Here is a 19590-nt window from a genome sequence, read left to right as displayed (position 1 = left end):
TCAGTGACTGCACCGCCCCGCCGGGCGCTCTGTGTACTGGGCCCACAGCGTGCGGCACGGCCGCGGAGCGCGAAGGACCGCCACGCGGCACATCCCTCGGACGACCCCTGCGAGACCGATCGAGAAGAGAAGCCCCATGGAGTTCCTGCGCCCCGGCAGCTGGGAGGAGGCTCTGGCCGCCAAGGCCGAGCACCCGGCGGCCGTCCCCGTCGCGGGCGGCACGGACGTGATGGTCGAGATCAACTTCGACCGGCGCCGGCCGGAGTACCTGCTGGACCTGAACCGCATCGGCGATTTGTACGAGTGGGAGACCGGGGAGGACGAGGTCCGGCTGGGCGCCTCCGTCCCGTACGCACGGATCATGGAGGAGCTGCGGGCCGAGCTGCCCGGCCTGGCGCTCGCGGCGCACACCGTCGGCTCGCCGCAGATCCGCAACCGGGGCAGCGTCGGCGGCAATCTCGGCGCCGCCTCCCCCGCCGGGGACTCCCACCCGCCGCTGCTGGCGGCGGGCGCGCGGGTGGAGGCGGAGTCCGTGCGCGGCACCCGTCTGATCCCCGCCGAGGAGTTCTACACCGGCGTCAAGCGCAACGCCCTCGCGCCGGACGAGCTGATCCGGGCGGTGCGGATCGCGCGGGCCGACGGACCGCAGCAGTTCTCCAAGGTCGGCACCCGCAACGCCATGGTCATCGCCGTGTGCGCGTTCTCCCTCGCGCTGCACCCGCGCAGCCGCACGGTGCGCACCGGCATCGGCTCCGCGGCCCCCACCCCGGTCCGGGCCCGCGCCGCGGAGGACTTCCTCGCCGCGGCCCTGGAGGAGGGCGGCCACTGGGAGTCCGGGCGGCCCGTGCCGCCCTCCGCCGCCCGGCGGTTCGCCGAGCTCGCCGCCGGGGCGTGCAACCCGATCGACGACGTGCGCGGCAGCGCCCGCTACCGCCGGCACGCGGTCGCCGTGATGGCGCGCCGCACGCTGGGCTGGACGTGGGAGGCCTACCGCGCCGGGGGGAGGGAGCACCGATGCGCGTGAACTTCACGGTCAACGGCCGGCCGCAGCAGGCCGACGACGTGTGGGAGGGCGAGAGCCTGCTGTACGTCCTGCGCGAGCGGCTCGGGCTGCCGGGCTCGAAGAACGCCTGCGAGCAGGGCGAGTGCGGCTCGTGCACCGTCCGCCTCGACGGGCTGCCGGTGTGCGCCTGCCTGGTCGCGGCGGGCCAGGCCGAGGGGCGGGAGGTCGTCACCGTCGAGGGGCTCGCCGAGCACGCCCGGCGGCGCGCCGCGGGCGACGGCACGACGGCTCGGGCACCCGCGGGCACAAGCCTGGACGAGGCCCGCCGCTGGACGCCCGCACCGGGCGGCCCCGGCGCCCAGGCGCTCTCCCCCGTCCAGCAGGCCTTCGTCGACGCCGGCGCCGTCCAGTGCGGCTTCTGCACCCCCGGCCTGCTCGTCGCCGCCGACGAGCTCATCGAGCGCAACCCCGAGCCCTCCGACGCGGACATCCGCGAGGCCCTCTCGGGCAACCTGTGCCGATGTACCGGCTACGAGACGATCCTCGACGCGGTCCGCCTCGCGGCCGCCCGCGCCGGAGAGGCGGGCTGACCATGGCCACCGCACGCACCCCCGCCGGCCTCGCCCACGGAACCCACGGCGGCGTCGGCGAGTCCGCCCCGCGCCCCGACGGCACGCTCAAGGTCACCGGCGAATTCGCCTACGCCTCCGACCTGTGGCACGAGGACATGCTGTGGGGCGTCACGCTCCGCAGCCCCCACGCCCACGCCCGGATCCTCTCCGCCGACGTCTCCGCGGCGCTCGCCACCCCGGGCGTGTACGCGGTGCTGACCCACGCCGACCTGCCCGCCGCGACCCGCTACGGGCTGGAGATCCAGGACACCCCCGTCCTCGCCGACGGCGTCGTGCGCTACCACGGCGAGCCCGTGGCCCTCGTCGCCGCCGACCACCCCGAGACGGCCCGCCGCGCCGCCGCCCGGATCCGTATCGCCTACGAGGAACTCCCCGTCGTCCACGACGAGGAGAGCGCCACCGCCCCCGGCGCGCCCGTCCTGCACCCCGGCCGCGACGACGACCACGCCGTCCACGTCGCGCACCCCAACATCGTCCACCGCCAGCCCGTCGTCCGCGGCGACGTCGCCGCCGCCCGGGCCCGCGCCGATGTCGTCGTCAGCGGCGACTACGAGGTGGGCATGCAGGACCAGGCGTTCCTCGGCCCGGAGTCCGGGCTCGCCGTGCCCGCCGGGGACGGCGGCGTCGACCTCTACATCGCCACCCAGTGGCTGCACGCCGACCTGCGCCAGATCGCCCCCGTCCTGGGCCTGCCCGAGGACAAGGTCCGCATGACCCTCTCGGGCGTCGGCGGCGCCTTCGGCGGCCGCGAGGACCTGTCCATGCAGGCCCACGCGTGCCTGCTCGCGCTGCGCACCGGCAGGCCCGTGAAGATGGTCTACAACCGCTTCGAGTCCTTCTTCGGCCACGTGCACCGCCACCCGGCCAGGCTCCACTACGAGCACGGGGCGAGCCGCGACGGGCAGTTGCTCTACGTGCAGGCGCGCATCGTCCTCGACGGCGGCGCCTACGCCTCCTCCTCCCCGGCCGTCGTCGGCAACGCGGCGTCCCTGGCCGTCGGCCCGTACGTGGTCGACCACGTGGACGTCGAGGCGCTTGCGCTCTACACCAACAACCCTCCGTGCGGGGCGATGCGCGGCTTCGGCGCCGTCCAGGCCTGCTTCGCCTACGAGGCGCAGATGGACCGGCTGGCGGAGCGGCTGGGCCTGGACCCGGTGGAGTTCCGGCAGCGCAACGCCATGGCGCAGGGCGCCGTGATGCCCACCGGGCAGGTCGTCGACGCCCCCGCGCCCGTCGCCGAGCTGCTGCGCCGCGTCAAGGCCCGGCCGATGCCGCCCGGGCGGCCGTGGGAGACCGCGGGGGGCGCACCCGACGTCCGCGCGCTGCCGGGCGGGCTGTCCAACACCACCCACGGCGAGGGCGTCGTCCGCGGCGTCGGCTACGCGGTGGGGATCAAGAACGTCGGCTTCTCGGAGGGCTTCGACGACTACTCGACGGCCCGGGTGCGCCTCGAAGCGGTCGCCGGGCAGCCGGTGGCCACGGTGCACACCGCGATGGCCGAGGTCGGCCAGGGCGGGGTGACCGTCCACGCCCAGATCGCCCGCACCGAACTCGGCGTCACCCAGGTCGTCCTGCAGCCCGCCGACACCCGTGTCGGCTCGGCCGGCTCCACCTCCGCCTCCCGGCAGACCTACGTCACCGGCGGCGCCGTCCTCCACGCCTGCCGGGCCGTCCGCGAGGAGGTCTTCGCCCTCGGCCGCGCCAGGCTCGGGGCGTACCACCCCGCCTGGGCGCACGCCGAACTGCTGCTGGAGGGCGGCAAGGTCACCACCGAGGCGGGCGAGGTGCTCGCGGACCTCGCCGACGTCCTGGAGGACGAGGTGATCGAGGTCGAGCGCGAGTGGCGGCACCGGCCCACCGAGCCCTTCGACCTGCGCACCGGCCAGGGCGACGGCCACGTCCAGTACTCCTTCGCGGCCCACCGCGCCGTCGTCGACGTCGACACCGAGCTCGGGCTCGTCAAGGTCGTGGAGCTGGCCTGCGCGCAGGACGTCGGCAAGGCGGTCAACCCGCTGGCGGTCACCGGCCAGATACAGGGCGGCACGGTCCAGGGGCTGGGCCTCGCCGTCATGGAGGAGATCGTCGTCTCCGCGGACGGGCTGGTGCGCAACCCGTCCTTCACGGACTACCTGATCCCCACCGTCCTCGACACCCCCGCCATCCCCGTGGACGTCCTCGAACTCGCCGACGAGCACGCCCCGTACGGGCTGCGCGGCGCGGGCGAGGCCCCCACGCTGTCCTCCACGCCGGCCGTCGTCGCGGCGATCCGGGCGGCGACGGGGCTCGCGCTGAAGCGGGTGCCGGTGCGGCCCGAACACCTCACCGGCACCTGAGTCCTCACCGGAATCCGGAAGTCCCTCGCAGGGCACCACCGACACCGTGTCCCGGGCCGCGGCCCTCGGCACCCCCCACCGGCCGGTGACGTGCCGTCCCTTCGTCTCGGGCCGTCCCCCGGGTCGTGCAGCCGAACCACCCACCCGGACCCCATGGGAGCAGGCATCCATGACCCAGCCATCCGTGGAGCCGAGGGCCGCGGCGGAGGACGCGGGCGCGGGCCCGCGCCGCTCCGCCGGCGCCTCCCGGCTCGACCGCTACTTCCGCATCGGCGCACGCGGATCCACCGTCGGGCGGGAGGTGCGCGGCGGCATCACCACCTTCATGGCGATGTGCTACATCCTCCTGCTCAACCCCCTGATCCTGTCCGGCCCGGACGCCGCCGGGAACCGCCTCGGCCACGCCGGGCTGATCACGGCCACGGCGCTCGCCGCGGCGGTCTGCACCCTCCTCATGGGCTTCGCCGGCCGGGTCCCGCTCGCCCTGGCCGCCGGGCTGGGCGTCTCCGGGGTGCTCTCCACTCAGGTGGCGCCCCACATGACCTGGCCGCAGGCCATGGGGATGTGCGTGCTGTACGGCGCGGTGATCGTGCTGCTGGCCGTCACCGGCCTGCGCGAGCTGATCATGAGTGCGATACCGCTCGCCCTCAAGCACGCCATCACCATGGGCATCGGCATGTTCATCGCCCTGATCGGGCTGGTCAAGGCCGGTTTCGTGCACGCGTCCAAGGGCGGCGGGCCGGTGACGCTCGGCCCCGCGGGCGAGCTGGCCGGCTGGCCCGTCCTCGTCTTCTGCGTCACCCTGCTGGCCGTCCTCATGCTGCAGGCCCGCGATGTCCCCGGCGCGATCCTGATCGGCATCGTCGTCGGCACGGTGCTGGCCGTCGTCGTCAACGCCGCCGCGGGCCCCGGGCCCGCCGCCTGGCAGAACGGCGCGCCCTCGCTCAAGGGCGGGGCGGTCTCCATGCCGGACTTCTCCCTCCTCGGGCACGTGGAGTTCGGCGGCTGGGGGTCGCTGGGCGTCATGAGCGTCGCGATGATCGTCTTCACGCTCGTCCTGGCCGGCTTCTTCGACGCCATGGCCACGATCATCGGCGTCGCCACGGAGGCCCGGCTGACCGACGAGCGCGGCCGGCTGCCGGGCCTGAGCACGGCGCTGTTCATCGACGGCGCGGGCGGCGCGATCGGCGGCGTCGCGGGGGCCTCGGGGCAGACGGTCTTCATCGAGTCGGCGACCGGCGTCGGCGAGGGCGCCCGGACGGGGCTGTCGTCCGTCGTGACGGGGCTGCTCTTCACCGCCTGCCTGTTCTTCACCCCGCTGACCCGCATCGTGCCCGGCGAGGTCGCGGCCGCCGCACTCGTCGTCATCGGCGCGATGATGATGAGCAACGCCCGGCACATCGACTGGAGCGACCGGGCGATCGCCGTCCCGGCCTTCCTGACGGTGGTGCTGATGCCGTTCACGTACTCCATCACGGCGGGCGTCGGCGCCGGCGTCATCGCCTTCACGGCGATCAAGGCCGCTCAGGGGAAGTGGCGCGAGCCGGGCGTCTTCATGTGGCTGCTGACGGCCGTGTTCACCGGCTACTTCGCGTTGCACCCGATCGAGCACTGGCTGGGCGTCAAATAGCAGTACATAACGGTAGATAACGGTACGTACGGAAATCCGCGGGTACGGAGAGAGGCCGTCATGCTGGACATCGCCGAGGAGCTGCACCGCTGGTGCGGGGAAGGGCGGGCGTTCGCCGTCGCCACGGTGGTCGCCGTGGAAGGCAGCGCGCCCCGGCAGCCGGGCGCGGCCCTCGCCGTCGACGCCGAGGGGCGCGCGGTCGGTTCGGTCTCGGGCGGGTGCGTCGAAGGCGCGGTGTACGACCTGTGCCGTGCCGCTCTGGAGAGCGGCGTGAGCGTGCGGGAACGGTTCGGCCATTCGGACGAGGACGCCTTCGCCGTGGGCCTGACCTGCGGCGGCGCCGTGGACGTCCTGGTCGTCCCGGTCCCGCCGGACGCCCCCGGGCGGGCCGTGCTGGCCGAGGCGCTGGCAGCGGCTGCGGCGGGCGAGCCGGTGGCGCTCGCCCGCGTCGTCGCCGGCCCGGACGGCCTGCCGGGCGGGGCGCTGCTCGTCCGGGCGGACGGCGGGTACGCGGGGACGCTGGCGGAGTCCGGCGGACCGGACGGTCTGGACCGTACGGTCGCCGCGGAGGCCGCCGCGCTGCTGGCCGCCGGCCGGACGGGCACGGTCACGGTGGGCTCGGAGAGCGCAGCCGGGGTGCGCTGCGGGGACCCGGTGACGGTGCTGGTGGAGTCGCGCCTGCCGCCCCCGCGCATGATCGTCTTCGGGGCGGTGGACTTCGCCGCCGCGCTCGTCGGGGCCGGCAAGTTCCTCGGCTACCACGTCACGGTGTGCGACGCGCGGCCCGTGTTCGCGACGGCTGGGCGCTTCCCCGGGGCGGACGAGGTCGCCGTCGACTGGCCGCACCGCTACCTCGACGCCCAGCAGGCGGCCGGGGCGCTCGACGCCCGGACGGTCCTGTGCGTACTGACCCACGACGCCAAGTTCGACGTACCGCTGCTGGAACGGGCCCTGCGGCTGCCCGTGGCGTACGTCGGCGCGATGGGCTCGCGCCGTACGCACGAGGACCGGCTGGGGCGGTTGCGCGAGGCGGGCGTCGGCGAGCGTGCCCTGGACCGGCTGCGCTCGCCGATCGGCCTCGACCTGGGAGCGCGCACCCCGGAGGAGACCGCGCTGTCCATCGCGGCGGAGATCGTCGCGGTCCGGCACGGAGGGACGGGGGCGCCGCTGACGGGCGTACGGACGCCGATCCACCGCGAGCGGAGGCAGGAGCTGGGGTCGGTGGCCCGAAGTCCGGTGGCCTGAAAGGAGCGCACAAGAGGACCTCTGATAGAACGTGAGTCGCATTTTTGAGTTGCCCGCGTTCCTTTCATGTCCTTGTCCCATCAGCACAATGAGGCCTTTTGTCTCCCTTCAGACGGACCTGGCCCCTCGCCGTCGCCCTGAGCGTGGCGGGCCTGGCCACCTGCGGCACGGCCGCCGCGGCGCCCGCCGCCCCGTCCCCGGCGGCCCCCTCCCCCGCCCCGTCCGCGGCCGCCGCCGCCCGTTCCGCCGAGACGTACTGGACGGCCGAGCGCATGGCCGCCGCGAAGCCGCTGACCCCGCGGCGGGCGAAGCCGGCCTCCGGGGCGCGCCCGGCCGCCCCGCGCACGTCGCTCGCGTCGTTCGTGTCGTTCGTGTCTTTCACGTCGGCCACCTCGGTCACATCGGTCACGTCGGTCGCGGCACCGGCCGGCACGCCGCAGGGCACGTACGGCGACGGCATACCCATGGTCGGCACGTTCTTCAGCAGCACCCCCGACGGACCCACGTACTGCACCGCGAGCGTCGTGCAGAGCCCGGGCCGCAACCTGGTCCTCACCGCCGGGCACTGCGCCCAGGGCCTGGCCGGGAGCAGTCAGCAGATCTTCGTGCCGCAGTACCGCAAGGGCCAGGACGCGGCCCACCAGCCGTACGGGGTCTTCCCGGTGCAGCGGGTCTTCGGCGATCCGCGCTACACCCGCAACAGCACCGGCCCCGACTCCGACCTGGACTCCGGCTTCGCCCGCCTCGGCCCCAACTCCCGCGGCGAGCAGGCGGAGAACGTCACCGGCGGCCTGCGGCTGACCCCCACGCCCCGCTGGACGAGCACCGTCACCGTCGTCGGCTACCCCGGCTCGCACAACACCGGCCAGCAGGCGCTGAGCTGCACCGTGCCGACGTCGCACCTGGCCGGCCAGCACCAGCTGCAGATGAAGTGCGGCGGCTTCTACGGCGGCACCTCCGGCAGCCCGTGGATCGCCAACTACGACGCCGCGTCCCGCACCGGCGACGTCATCGGCAACCTGGGCGGCTGGAACGGCGGCGGCAACCTCACCGGCGACGACTGGATCAGCTACTCCCCCGTCTTCGGCCGCGAGATCCAGGACCTCTACCGGGACGCGGTCGCCGACCGGACGCCGGTGCGCAACCCCTACCAGCGCCCCTCCGACAGCGCCCGGCTGCCCGGCGCCGCCACCACCTGGTCGCACGCCAGGCACCTGGTCTCCGCCGACTTCACCGGCGACGGGCGCGACGACCTGCTGACGATCTGGAGCGACGGCGAGGTCAGCCTCTACCCCGGCGACGGCCGCGGCGGCTTCGGGGCCGAGCAGCAGCTCGCCCGGGCCGAAAGCTTCTGGAAGCGCGCCGTGACGGTCACCGCTGGCGACTTCGGCGGCACCGGCAAGCCCGACCTGATGGTCCGCTGGGACACCGGCAAGCTGAGCTACTACGAGGACTTCCAGGCCTCCGGCTCCGGCCCGGAGTACACCCTCGGCGCGGGCGGCTCGTACTGGAAGTACGCCTCGCAGATCACGGCCGGCCGCTACAACTCCACCGACCGCTCCGCGGACCTGGCCGTCCGCTGGGTCGACGGCAGCCTCAGCGTGTACTCCGGCGCAAGCCCCTCCGGGCCCGGCACGGAGCGCCGCCTGATGGACGCCGGCTCGTACTGGAAGTACGCCACCGCGCTCAGCAGCCCCCGCCCGGCGGGCCAGGACCGCAGCAGCCTCCTCGTCCGCTGGGCGGACGGCTCCCTCGGCTCGTACGCCACGACGGGCACCGACCTCGGCAAGGGCACCCGCCTGCAGGCCCCCAACCCCTCGTGGACGGACTCGGCCATGACCACGGGCGACCTCGGCGGCACGGGACGCCCCGACGACCTGGTCGTCCGCTGGTCCGACGGCGAGACGTCCCTGTACGACGGGGTGAGCGGCGACGGTCCGGGAACGTGGGCACCGCTGGTGAACAACGGCTGAGGCGCCCCGTTTCGCGCTCGGCCCGGACGCCGTCCGGGAGCCGGGCGCGCAACCGGCCTCCTTCGTGAACGCCGCGGGCACCGGTTCGAAGCATGACCTCCATACAGGACAGGACGCGTCCGATATCCGGCTGATCGGCGACTTCAGGGATATAGGACATGAATAGACCTATATCGATGTCAGCCTGTGCATACGACTTCACGAGGCACGGAAAGGCCGGCAGCCATGAGCAGCAACACGGACGTCAACGAGCTCGTTCACGAGTGGGTGGATGCTTACAACCACCAGGACTTCGACCGGTTCGGGGCGGTGCTCACCGACGACGTCGTCTACACCTGCGGGGCCTTCCAGCTCGCCTTCACCGGCCGCGATGCCTTCGTGGACCACATCCGGGAGTACGCGGGCGCAGTCCCGGACCGGAAGCTGACCCTCAAGCGCGTCATCGCCGAAGGGGACGCCATCGCCATCGAAACCGACTTCGCGGGCACCAGCTCCGGAGCCCACCCGGCCCTGCCCCCGGCCGGACAGCCGGTCACCGCCACCTTCTGCACCGTCCTGCACCTGCGCGGAGGCCGGATCGCCTCGCAGACCGACTACGTCGGCGGACAGTAACCCCCTCCATGAGACGGCTGCGGGGACCGCGCATCACGCGATCCCCGCAGCGCCTCTGCCGGAAGGACGGTGGTCAGCCCGGGACGGGCGGCGCGAGGGGCACGGGCACGCTCAGCGGCGAGGGCACGCTGACCGACGCTCTCGGGCCCGCCGACAACCCCCTCGGCGTCCAACGACAGCTGCCCGGGTCGGCAACCGGACTCATGCTCGCGCCGCGGACGGACCGGGCCGTACCGCCGTCAGATGGCGCAAGTACGCCGCACGGTTGAGCGGGTTGCCGTCCGTGCGCGGGCGCCGCGGGGGAGGGCCCTGGTGGGGGCGGTCCTCGGTCGGGTGGGTCCACCAGAGGGCCTCGCCGCGGGTGAGGGCGGGCAGGCGGCGTTCGGCGTCGGGGGCGTGGCGGGCCGGGATGGCGCCCTTGAGGGTGCACACCTCCGGGCCCGTCTCCGTGTCGTGGATCTCGGCTCCCAGGGCCGCCAGCGCCCCGGCGACGGCACTCAAGGTGTCGGCGGGGACCTCCAGTTCGTAGGCGTGACAGGGTTCGTAGACCCTTGTTCCCGCCTGCGTCAGGGCGGCCATCAGGACCAGCGGGGTCAGCCGGCGGAAGTCGGCCGCGGTGCTCACCGGCGCCGCGTAGCCCGAGCGGGTCAGCGTGACGGTGCAGTCGGCGACCGGCCAGCCGAACAGCCCCTGGGCGAGGGTGCGGTGGACGGTCTCCTCGATCGCGCGGTCGAAGGCGAGCGGCAGGGCGCCGAGTTCGGTCTCGCGGCGGAAGACGGTGCCGGAGCCGGGGACGCCCGGCCCGACCCGCAGGCCGACCGTCGCCCAGAAGACGTGACCGCCGTGCCGGTCGATCTCCTCGTACGCCTCGCCCGTGCCGGTGACCCGCTCGCGGTGGACGGTGCTGCTCGGCTCGAAGACGGCGTCGATGCCGAACTCCTCGGCGAGCGTCGCCGCGACGATCTCCTTCTGCACCTCGCCGTAGAGCAGCACGGACGTGCCGCCGCCCGCCGGCAGGGTGCGGGTGCCGATGAGCGGGTCCTGGTCGGCGAGGGCCGCGAGGGCGGTGTGCAGCCGGGCCGCGTCCTCGGGGCGCACGGGCCTGACCACCGTCTCCAGGCCGGGCGGGGCGAAGTGCGGCCGGTGCGCGCCGTCGCGCACGGGGCCGAGGCGGTCGCCCACCCTGACCTCCGCCAGGCCCCTGACCCGGGCGATGTCCCCGGCCGTGGCGCGGTGCCGGGCATCGGCCCCTTCCGCCGGGGCCTCGACCACGTCGAGGGAGGTGACGCGGCCGCTGTGCTCCTTGTGGCTGCCGTCGGCCTCCCGCCGGTGGAGCGTGATCCGGTCGCGCTGGGCCACGGCCCCCGAGAAGAGCCGCAGGTAGGCGGTCTTCTCGCCGGAGGGGCCACGGTCGACGGCGAAGACGGTGCCGGTGGCGTCCGGGCTCGTGCACTCCGTACCGGCGGTCGGCGGGGTGAAGCCTCCCGCAGGCCGCAGGTAGCGCGCCATGCCGTCGATCAGGTCCGCCACGCCCTGGCCGGACACGGCCGAGCCGAAGTACACCGGGTGTACGAGCCCGCCCGCCGTCTGCCGCGCGAGCGCCTCCCGCACGTCCCCGGCGCAGACGGGGCGTCCCTCCACCAGCTGCGCCAGCAGCGCCTCGTCCTCCTCGGCGAGCACCTCGGCCACCGCCTCGCGGAAGGCGGCGTCCTCGTACGAGCCGGGCACGGTGCGGGCGCCGGGGGTACCGATGCCGCGGACGGTGCCCATGGGCACCACACGCGGGGTCAGCCGGCGGCGGACGGCGGCGAGCGTCTCCGCCTCCCGGGCACCCGCGCGGTCGGTCTTGTTGACGAACAGGAGGGTGGGCAGGCGCAGCCGCCGCAGCGTCTTCATCAGCACGCGCGTGTGGGCCTGCACCCCCTCGACCGCGGACAGCACGAGGACCGCGCCGTCGAGGACGCCGAGGGCGCGCTCGACCTCGGCGATGAAGTCGCTGTGGCCGGGGGTGTCGATGAGGTTGACGCGCAGGCCGCGGGCGCGGAAGGGGGCGACGGCGGTACGGATGGTGATGCCGCGGCGGCGTTCGATCTCGCCGCTGTCGGTGCGGGTGCTGCCGGCGTCGACGCTGCCGAGCCGGTCGATGGCGCCGGTGTCGAAGAGCAGGCGCTCGGTGAGGCTCGTCTTACCCGCGTCGACGTGGGCGAGGATGCCGATGTTCAGAGGGGGCAGGGTGTGCCGGGACGGCACGGGAAGCTGGGGGTGCATACGCGAAGGAGTCCTCGGGAACGGTCGTCCGGTCAGGGCGCTGGGGGTTTCCGAGGCTCTGGCGCATGGGTCCGCTTCTCCTGTGGTCCGAGGGTTCCGAAGGCTCCGAAGACTCCGAGGCGCATCCGAAGGCGCGCGAGGACGCGCGCGGTCATCCTGCCAGCGACGGCCCGGCGCGATCGAGCGATTTTCCCGGCACCCGCAGACCACCCGCAGACCACCCGAGGTCGTCCGAAGACCACCGAAGAGCCACCCGAAGGGCACGTATGAGCAGCCCGTTGCTCATCAGCTGTTCACTCTTGGTAATCTGTCGTCACCGCTGGGAGTCGCGTGGGGTGCGGCAGGCCCGTGTTTGTGAATTGGTTCACACCGGACCCTTGGCCGGGCGAGCGTCTTCGTGCTGAGATGCGGTCACGGCTTCCAGCTCGACGGCGCGCTTGGGGAGGGCACTGTGGCGGACACCGCCATGCGTAATGCGGGGTTGCCGGAGCCGCGGGGACCGCAGGACGGGGACCCGCGGGGGGACGATCCACTGGAGCGGGCCGTGTGGCGGTTGCGCTCGCGCGCCTGCTGGGACGACGCCGCGGCCCTGCTCGCACCGCGCGCGGCCGCCGAGCCCGGGCCGGCCCTGCAGCGGACGGCGGTGCTGACCGAGCGGTGCATGTTCACAGGGGAGGGCTGGGGGGCCGCCGAGGACGCCTTGCGCGCGGCCGAAGCCCTGGCCACGGACGACGAGGGGCGCGGTGCGGCGGCCTGCGAGCGGGGCCACCTGGCCTACGCCTCCACGCTCCTGGGCGTGCGCGACCGGGCCGACGAGGCGCGTTCGGCCCTGGGCAGGGCCGCGGCCCTGCTCGCGCCGGGGTCGCCCACCCGTCCCTTGCTGCACTTCCGCCGCGGCCTGATCGCCCAGCACCTGTCGGACAACCCGTCCGACGCGACGGCCGCGTTCCAGCGCGCCCACGCGGGGGCGACGGCGCAGGGGCAGCGGCTGCTGCTGTCCTTCACCTGGCGGCACGTGGCGGCCATGGCCGAGCACGAGGGCAAGCCCGCCGAAGCGCGCTACGGCTTCGCGGAGTCGCTGCGCATCCGGGAGGAGCTGGGCTATCTGGTGGGCATCGCCCCGGCGCTGGCCTCGCTCGCCGCGGTCGTTCCCGACGAGGGCGAGGCCGCCAGGCTGCGCGAGGAGGCGGCCAGGCTGGTCCGGCTGCTGGGCGGTGTCCCGTGCTGGCTCGCGGAGCGGCTGGCACCGGCGGCGGACTGACCACCGCTCCCGGCCGGCACCCGTCGCCGGCCCGTCGTCACTCCGCCGCCGCGAAGTGCCCCCGCACCAGCGCCTCGGCCCGCTCCACGTCGTACGCGGCCAGCGCCTCCAGCAGGGCGAGGTGTTCGGCCGCGTCCGCGACGAGGTCGGCCGCACGGTGCGGCCGGCCGTGCGCCGCCGGCCACTGCGCGCGGCGGTGGAGCTCATCGGCGACCGCGACCAGCTGGCCGTTGCCCGCAAGGCCCAGGAGCGCGCGGTGGAAGGCCCGGTCGGCCTCGGCGTAGAGCACGCGGTCGCCGGTGGCCGCCGCGATGCACGCGGCCTCGGCGAGCGGCCGGAGCCCGTCCCAGCGGGCGGGCGGGACCGTACGGGCCAGCCGCAGCAGCACCGGGACCTCCAGCAGAGCGCGCACCTCGGCGAGCTCGGCGAGGTCGCGCGCGGTGCGCGAGGTGACGCGGAAGCCGCGGTTGGGGACGACCTCGACGGCGCCTTCCAGGGCCAGCTGCTGCATCGCCTCCCGCACGGGCGTCGCCGACACGCCGAAGCGCTCGCCGAGCGCGGGGCCGGAGTAGACCTCCCCCGGTATCAGCTCGCCGCCGACGAGGGCCTTGCGCAGGGCGTCCAGCACCTGGCCGCGCACGGAGTGGCGCTGGGGCATCCTGCGGGCGGGAGCGTGCGCGGGGGCGCCGCCGCGGCCCCCGTGCTCCGGATACTCCTGCTCGCCGTGGACGTGCTCGCCGCGGGCGCCCTCGCCGCGGACATCGGCACGGCCGCCGGCGGGAGCGCCGACGGGCACGGCCTCGCCGCGCGCGACCTGCGCCGGCACGTCGGCGAACAGGCTCGCGGCCGGCGCGGCGGTGCGGGATCTTCCCTGCTCCATTGGGGTCCTCCTGATGTCCTTTCTGAACCATAGGCGGCCCCTGCGGCAGTTCAAACCCCGATCAACCGGGGTAAGGTAAGCCTTACCCGTAGAACGATCGCGATTCGGTGGTCCCGCATGACGTCCGCCCCGACTGCCCCGCCCTCGCTCTCGGACTCCTACGCCCGGCTGGCCGAGGTCTTCCCCGGCCTGTCCGTGACCGCCGGGCCCCCGTGCACCGGCGAGGGCTGGGTGACCGCCGCGGGGCTCGCGGAGGGCGGCGGCGAGCTGGACGCCTTCCTCGCGTGGGACGCCGAACAGATCCGGCGCGACCACGGGGCGCAGGCCCGCGCCGACGTCGTCGCGAGCTTCGGCCTGCACCGCTACGCCTGGCCGTTCTGCCTGCTCGTCACCGTCCCCTGGTTCCTGCACCGCAGGGTGCCGCGGCTGCCCGCGGAGAGCGTCTCTTTCCATCGCACCATGGGCCGGATGACCGCCGACGCGGCGGAGTTCACGTGTTTGGCCGGCGATCCCGCGGCTTGCCTGCCGGGCGCCCGGACCGTCCCCGGCGAAGAGGCGCTGCGGGCGGAAGTGCGCGCCTCCATTGCCGCGCATTTCACGCCCGTACTGGCCGGTTTCCGGCTGCGGATGCGGCGCGGTCCGCGCGCCCTGTGGGGCATGGTGACGGACGAACTGGCCGAATCCTTGTGGTATGTGGGACAGCTGCTCGGCGAGGAGGAACGCGCGCGGCGCGAGCTGGCCCTGCTGCTGCCGGGGGTGACGCCGCCGTACGTCGGCGGCGCGGCCTTCCGGATGCTTACCGGCCGCCTGGGAGAGCCGATTCCGACCCGCGACAGGGTCAGTTGCTGCCTCTTCTACACCGTGCGTCCCAAGGACACCTGTACGACCTGCCCCCGGATGTGCGACACGGACCGGGTACGGCGGCTGTCCGTAAGCTGACCGGCCTCACACCACTCGATCGGGTGAGGTGAAGGGAACGCAATTCCCTCTTCCCTTAATGACGTTCGAATTTCTTCGCACCTATCCGTATGCCGTTGCCCTCCATTGGCAGGCAGTTGGCGCGAAACCCCTTGGCGAACGGGCCGATTCCGCGAGGATGGCGCGCGAAAGGCCGTACAGCTATGCAAGGGACGCAAGATGAGAGTGACCGATATACCGCTGAATTGGATGCTCCCCTGTGTCGTGGCGCTCGCCGGGGCCGTGGTGGCGGTGACGGTGCTCGCACGCGGCCGGCACGGCGCGGACGACGCAGGAGGCGGCACGGACTCCTGGGAGCGCAACGAGGAGCGCAGACGGCGCAAGGAGGCCATCTACGGGAGCGCCTCGTACGTCCTTCTGTTCTGCTGCGCCGCGGTGGCCGCCGCCCTCTCCTTTCACGGCCTCGTGGGGTTCGGGCGGCAGAACCTGGGGCTGACGGGCGGCTGGGAGTACCTGGTGCCCTTCGGCCTCGACGGGGCCGCCATGTTCTGCTCGGTGCTGGCGGTGCGCGAGGCGAGCCACGGCGACGCCGCGCTCGGCTCGCGCATGCTCGTGTGGACCTTCGCCAGCGCGGCCGCCTGGTTCAACTGGGTGCACGCCCCCCGGGGCCTGGACCACGCCGGGGCACCGCAGTTCTTCGCCGGCATGTCGCTGTCGGCCGCGGTCCTCTTCGACCGCGCGCTCAAGCAGACCCGCCGGGCCGCTCTGCGCGAACAGGGCCTGGTGCCCCGGCCGTTGCCGCAGATCCGGATAGTGCGCTGGCTGCGGGCTCCTCGCGAAACCTTCGGCGCCTGGTCCCTGATGCTCCTGGAAGGCGTCCGTTCGCTGGACGAGGCCGTGGAGGAGGTCCGCGAGGACAAACGGCAGCGGGAGCAGGCCAGGGCCCGCAGGAGGGAGGCCGGCAAGCTGGAGCGCGCCCGGCTCAAGGCGTACAACCGCCAGAACCGGGTGTGGGGCCGGGTCCGGGGCGGCCGGCAGGTCGAGGTCGGCGGGGCCGCGGTGCCCGCCCCCGCGCAGCCGGCGCAGATCGGGGCGGACCCTTCCATAGTCGACCAGGGACAGCTTCCCGTCCGCGCGCGTCCACTGCAGGCGGTCGGCCGCCCTGATCCGATCGACCTCACCGCGGAGGACGACACCCAGGCGATCCCCCGCCTGGACTCCCTTGAGGCCAAGCTCGCCCAGATCGAGCGGCAGTTCGGCTGACCCCTGAGCCCTGGGTCGTCGCGAAGCGGCGGTTCAGGGCTCCCGGGTGTCAGCACCCCTGGACGCGAAGGCCTCCGGGTGTCAGGGCTCCTGGGCGGCCAGCTCGAACCAGACCGACTTCCCGACGCCGTGGGCGCGCACGCCCCAGCCGTCCGACAGGGCGTGGACGAGCAGCAGCCCCCGCCCCGACGTCGCCGCCTTCTCGATGTCGCTCATCTCCGGCACGAGGTCCCTGACCGGCCCGAGATCCGTGCCCGGCCCGCCCGGCGCCGGATGGCCCGTCATGAAGTCCCGCACCTCCACCCGCAGGCGCCCCCTCGCATGGACCGCCGCGCCCGTGAGCGCAGCGCCCGATATCGCCGCCTTGACCACGGCGCCCCCGTCGGTGTGCACCAGCGCATTGGTGACGAGCTCGCTCGTGAGCAGCTCGGCGGTCTCCGCACGGCCCGGCGCGCCCCAGCGGGCCAGAAAGCGCCGCAACTCGGCCCGGACTTCCCGGACACCGGTGAGATCCCGGCGGCGAAGCCTTCTTTCGAATAGCGGCCCGGAATGCGCCGCACCTTCCCCGTACCCGCCCCTGTGGTCCGTACGGTCCTCCCGCTCCCCCGCATAGCCCTCAGCGCCCGCCCGGCCTGCTGCCTGCCGTTTCATCCTCCCTGACCCGACCCCTCCCCGGCGCCCCGGCCTCGAACACGCTCGCGCTCACTCACCGCAATGCATGCCCCGGACCACCCGGGACAACGCCTGTTGAGCCATCAACATGGTGATATGACCAAAATCCCGGAGCCTCTTGCGCGGTACGCGAATATGCCGTTGGCGTGCGCCGGACCGGGAATTTGTGCGGGGCTGGAGGGAATTCCCGGCGCGGCGGTCCGTACCTTGCCGGCAGCGCTGCGCCGCGCCGGGCCCGCAGACGGCCGGGCGGGGCGGTGACCACGCCACCGCCCCGCCCCGGAACCGGCCCGGCTACGCCTCCCAGACGGCACACGCCGTACGGTCGTCGGCGTATCCCTTGACCCGCAGCTGGGTGTCGGCGAGGAACGCCGCGAGGCCCGGCGGCCGCTCCCCCGCCCAGCGCTCGGCCAGCCTGCCGCCCAGCTCCGGCTCACCGCGCATCGGATCGGCCAGGCCCGCCGTGCACAGCATCAGGGTGTCCCCCGGGCGGGCCACGGACGCCCGGAAGCGGAACGGCTCGCCCGGCGCCTCCACCTCGACGGGCTCGACGGGCGGCGCGAGGCCCGGCGTGGGGATGCCGAGGTCCACCGTCATCGAGTCGGCGGGCGCCGAGCCGTAGCCGATGACCGGCTCACCCGTGCGCTCCGCCGGCGGGTCCGGCTCCAGGTCCTGCCAGACCCCCTCGCGGAGGCGGAACAGGCCGCCTGCGCCGACGCCGAAGAACACGCGCGTACGGCACTGCGGGTCGGCGGTCAGCAGCAGGCAGCGGACGGTGGCCGTGTACTCGTCCGGCCGCAGGTCCAGTTCGGCGGCGCGGGCGCGCAGCCGGCCGTAGGAGCGGTCGGTGAGGCGGTGCAGGCCCGACTTCAGCTCGCCGCGGCGGCCGCCGCGGATGTCGTCGGCCAGCCGGGCGTGGCTGCGGCCGACGGCGCCCGCCAGCCACATGCAGGCGTCCCGCGCCGCGCGCGGCGCCACGTTCGACCCGCGCGTGCCGCTGGCCATCGCGACGAGCAGCAGGGCGCTGTCGCCGTCACCGAAGCGGGCGGTCAGCAGGGAGTCCCGCCGGGGCTCGCCGCGGTAGCGCGCGGAATCGCCGCGCAGGGACAGGGCCCGCAGGGTGACGGCGCCGTACTGCGCACCGTCCAGGACGGTGTCCGGCACGAGGCCGTCCAGGTCCTGCGGGTCGGCTGCGGGCCAGGCCGTGGGCTCGGCGTCGTACGTGGGCGGCCGCTCGCCGACGTAGTCCGTCGGGCGGGCCGGCCCGCGCGACGGCTGCGGGGGCGCGGCCAGGGGGTGGCGCCGGGGCGGCGTGGAGTCGCGCGAGACGACGGGCGGGCGGGAGGCCGGTTCGAGAGACGCAGCCGCCCGGGCTGCGGGTCCGGCGGGCTCGACGGGCTGGGCGGGCTCGACGGGCTCGGCGGGTTCGCCGCCGGGCTCGGGGACGGCCGGCCGGGCGTCCCGCGCGGTGATGCGGGCGGGGCTCGGCACGGGCTCCGGGAGCTCCGGGAGCCCCCTGTCCGCACGGACGTCGGGCAGGCTTCCGGCGGGCTCCGGGCGCTGCTGGGCGGGGATCCCGGAGAACTCCGGCCGCCCGTACGGCTCGGGGAGCTCCGGCGGCTCCGGCCGGTGCCGGGGCTGCGGGGCGGGCGGCTCCACCCGGGGAGGCCGCGGCCGCAGGGGCCGCTCGACCCGCACCGGCCTGGTCGGCCTCTCAAGCCGCCCCGAACGCCGCGGCGCCGGCGGCTGGGCGGGACGGTCGGGATCGTCCGGCCGGTCCGTGCGCTCGGCGAGGCCGGCACGGCCGGAGGGATCCCTCCGGCCGGCACGGTCCCCGCCGCCGGAGAGACCCGGGCGCCCGGGGGCGTCCCCGGCGGCGGCGCGGTCCGGCTGCGGAGAATCCGGGTCACCGGCCTGTTCCGCATGTCCGGAACGGCTCGCCTGCGCGGAACGGCTGGGGCGGCCCGGGGCGTCCCCGGTGCCGGAGCGGTCCACCGGCTCCGGAACATCCGGTTCACCGGACCGGCCCACAGGCTCCGAACGGCTCGTCTGCGCCGGACGGTTCACGCGGCCGGAGACTTCCCCGTCGCCGGAGCGGTCCACTTCCTCGCCGTCCGGATCGTCGGAGCGGCGCGCATCATCGGAGGCTCGCGCACGTTCCATACGGCTCGCCTGCGTTGAGCGGCCGGGACGGCCGGGGGCGTTCCCGCCGTCGATGTCGTCCGCCGGCTCCGGAACATCCAGGTCATCGAAGTGTTCGGCGCCTTCCGAACGGCTCACCCGCGCCGGACGGTTCGAGCGGCCGGAGACTTCCCCGTCGCCGGAGCGTTCCGCTTGCGCACTGCCCGGGGCGTCGGAGCGGCCCGCACGTTCCGTACAGGCGGCGCGGTCGGCTTGATCAGCTTGATCGGAAGCGTCCGCATAATCCGAGCGGTCCACACGCTCCGCGCGGCGCGGCGGTGCCGAACGATCCGGGCGGTCGGCCCGGTCCGTATCCCCGGAGCGGGAGCGGCGGTCGGTGCCGCCGAAGAAGAGGTCCGCGCCTTCGCAGCGGTCCGACCGGGCCGGACGGCCGGGGCGCTCCCCGGCCACGGGCCGGGCGGGGCGCTGGGAGCGGGCCGGGCTTCCCGCCGCAGTGCCGTCAGGCTCCCGCCGGGGCGGCCGGGCGGGGCCCGAGGCCCCCATGGACCCCGGTGGCTGGTCCTCCCGCGGCAGCCGGGGCGGCTCGGGGCGGCTCCGGGGGTCCTGCCGCTCCGGCCGCTCCGGCCGCTCCGGCCGCGGCGCCCGCTCCGGTTCTACCGGCCCGTCAGGGCCGACCGGCTGCCGCGGTACCTCCGCCTGCCTGCGGGGGTCGCTCTTGCGCCACTTCTGCGGCTTCTCCAGGAGTTCCGGAAGCAATC

Annotated in this window: 14 protein-coding genes; 10 read left to right on the top strand and 4 right to left on the bottom strand. The window is 74.7% G+C overall.

Annotation, left to right across the window (positions count from 1 at the left end):
- Positions 1 to 136: 136 nt before the first annotated feature.
- The 7 genes from IE241_RS01540 (at position 137) to IE241_RS01510 (ending at position 9428) form a co-directional block, all read left to right on the top strand.
- Positions 137 to 1024, top strand: coding sequence for an FAD binding domain-containing protein (locus IE241_RS01540; protein WP_190019718.1), 888 nt, complete (start codon positions 137 to 139; stop codon positions 1022 to 1024).
- Positions 1015 to 1593 (top strand): (2Fe-2S)-binding protein, encoded by a 579-nt coding sequence (locus tag IE241_RS01535; protein ID WP_190019717.1) that lies wholly within the window; start codon positions 1015 to 1017, stop codon positions 1591 to 1593. Before IE241_RS01540 ends, IE241_RS01535 begins: the two co-directional genes overlap by 10 nt.
- Before the next feature lie 2 nt (positions 1594 to 1595).
- A complete protein-coding gene (pucD, locus tag IE241_RS01530) occupies positions 1596 to 3968 on the top strand; it encodes a xanthine dehydrogenase subunit D (RefSeq protein ID WP_190019716.1) in 2373 nt (790 codons plus the stop codon).
- Positions 3969 to 4137: 169 nt separating this feature from the next.
- Complete coding sequence (locus IE241_RS01525; protein ID WP_190019715.1) at positions 4138 to 5598, top strand: NCS2 family permease; 1461 nt, start codon at positions 4138 to 4140, stop codon at positions 5596 to 5598.
- A 60-nt stretch (positions 5599 to 5658) separates the two neighbouring features.
- On the top strand, positions 5659 to 6843 hold the full coding sequence (locus IE241_RS01520) for an XdhC family protein (protein WP_190019714.1): 1185 nt from the start codon (positions 5659 to 5661) through the stop codon (positions 6841 to 6843).
- 98 nt (positions 6844 to 6941) lie between these two features.
- The gene (locus tag IE241_RS01515) at positions 6942 to 8816 is read left to right on the top strand and encodes an FG-GAP-like repeat-containing protein (RefSeq protein WP_190019713.1); all 1875 of its coding nucleotides are present in this window, start codon (positions 6942 to 6944) and stop codon (positions 8814 to 8816) included.
- Between the two features lie 225 nt (positions 8817 to 9041).
- Entirely contained in the window at positions 9042 to 9428 is a 387-nt protein-coding gene (locus tag IE241_RS01510) for an ester cyclase (protein ID WP_190019712.1), read from the top strand.
- A gap of 201 nt (positions 9429 to 9629) precedes the next feature.
- Here IE241_RS01510 and IE241_RS01505 read toward each other — a convergent pair whose 3' ends face one another.
- Entirely contained in the window at positions 9630 to 11696 is a 2067-nt protein-coding gene (locus IE241_RS01505) for an elongation factor G (RefSeq protein ID WP_190019711.1), read from the bottom strand.
- A gap of 466 nt (positions 11697 to 12162) precedes the next feature.
- Here IE241_RS01505 and IE241_RS01500 point away from each other — a divergent pair, with 466 nt between their 5' ends.
- Positions 12163 to 12957, top strand: coding sequence for a hypothetical protein (locus IE241_RS01500; RefSeq protein WP_190020394.1), 795 nt, complete (start codon positions 12163 to 12165; stop codon positions 12955 to 12957).
- A gap of 37 nt (positions 12958 to 12994) precedes the next feature.
- Here IE241_RS01500 and IE241_RS01495 read toward each other — a convergent pair whose 3' ends face one another.
- Entirely contained in the window at positions 12995 to 13837 is an 843-nt protein-coding gene (locus tag IE241_RS01495; RefSeq protein ID WP_190019710.1) for a GntR family transcriptional regulator, read from the bottom strand.
- Between the two features lie 117 nt (positions 13838 to 13954).
- Here IE241_RS01495 and IE241_RS01490 point away from each other — a divergent pair, with 117 nt between their 5' ends.
- Complete coding sequence (locus IE241_RS01490) at positions 13955 to 14776, top strand: (2Fe-2S)-binding protein (protein ID WP_190019709.1); 822 nt, start codon at positions 13955 to 13957, stop codon at positions 14774 to 14776.
- Positions 14777 to 14974: 198 nt separating this feature from the next.
- A complete protein-coding gene (locus IE241_RS01485) occupies positions 14975 to 16018 on the top strand; it encodes a DUF2637 domain-containing protein (RefSeq protein WP_190019708.1) in 1044 nt (347 codons plus the stop codon).
- A gap of 81 nt (positions 16019 to 16099) precedes the next feature.
- On the opposite strand, the gene IE241_RS01480 is transcribed toward IE241_RS01485, so the two are convergent.
- Together IE241_RS01480 and IE241_RS01475 are read right to left on the bottom strand one after the other, a co-directional pair.
- Positions 16100 to 16669 (bottom strand): ATP-binding protein, encoded by a 570-nt coding sequence (locus tag IE241_RS01480; protein ID WP_190019707.1) that lies wholly within the window; start codon positions 16667 to 16669, stop codon positions 16100 to 16102.
- 315 nt (positions 16670 to 16984) lie between these two features.
- Complete coding sequence (locus tag IE241_RS01475) at positions 16985 to 18349, bottom strand: protein phosphatase 2C domain-containing protein (protein WP_229898670.1); 1365 nt, start codon at positions 18347 to 18349, stop codon at positions 16985 to 16987.
- Positions 18350 to 19590: the final 1241 nt, after the last annotated feature.

It is taken from the genome of Streptomyces hiroshimensis (genome assembly GCF_014650335.1).
GTDB classification, from domain to species: Bacteria; Actinomycetota; Actinomycetes; order Streptomycetales; family Streptomycetaceae; genus Streptomyces; species Streptomyces hiroshimensis.
The sequence above is the reverse complement of the archived record's forward strand: the minus strand, read 5'-3'. Positions and strand labels throughout refer to the sequence as shown.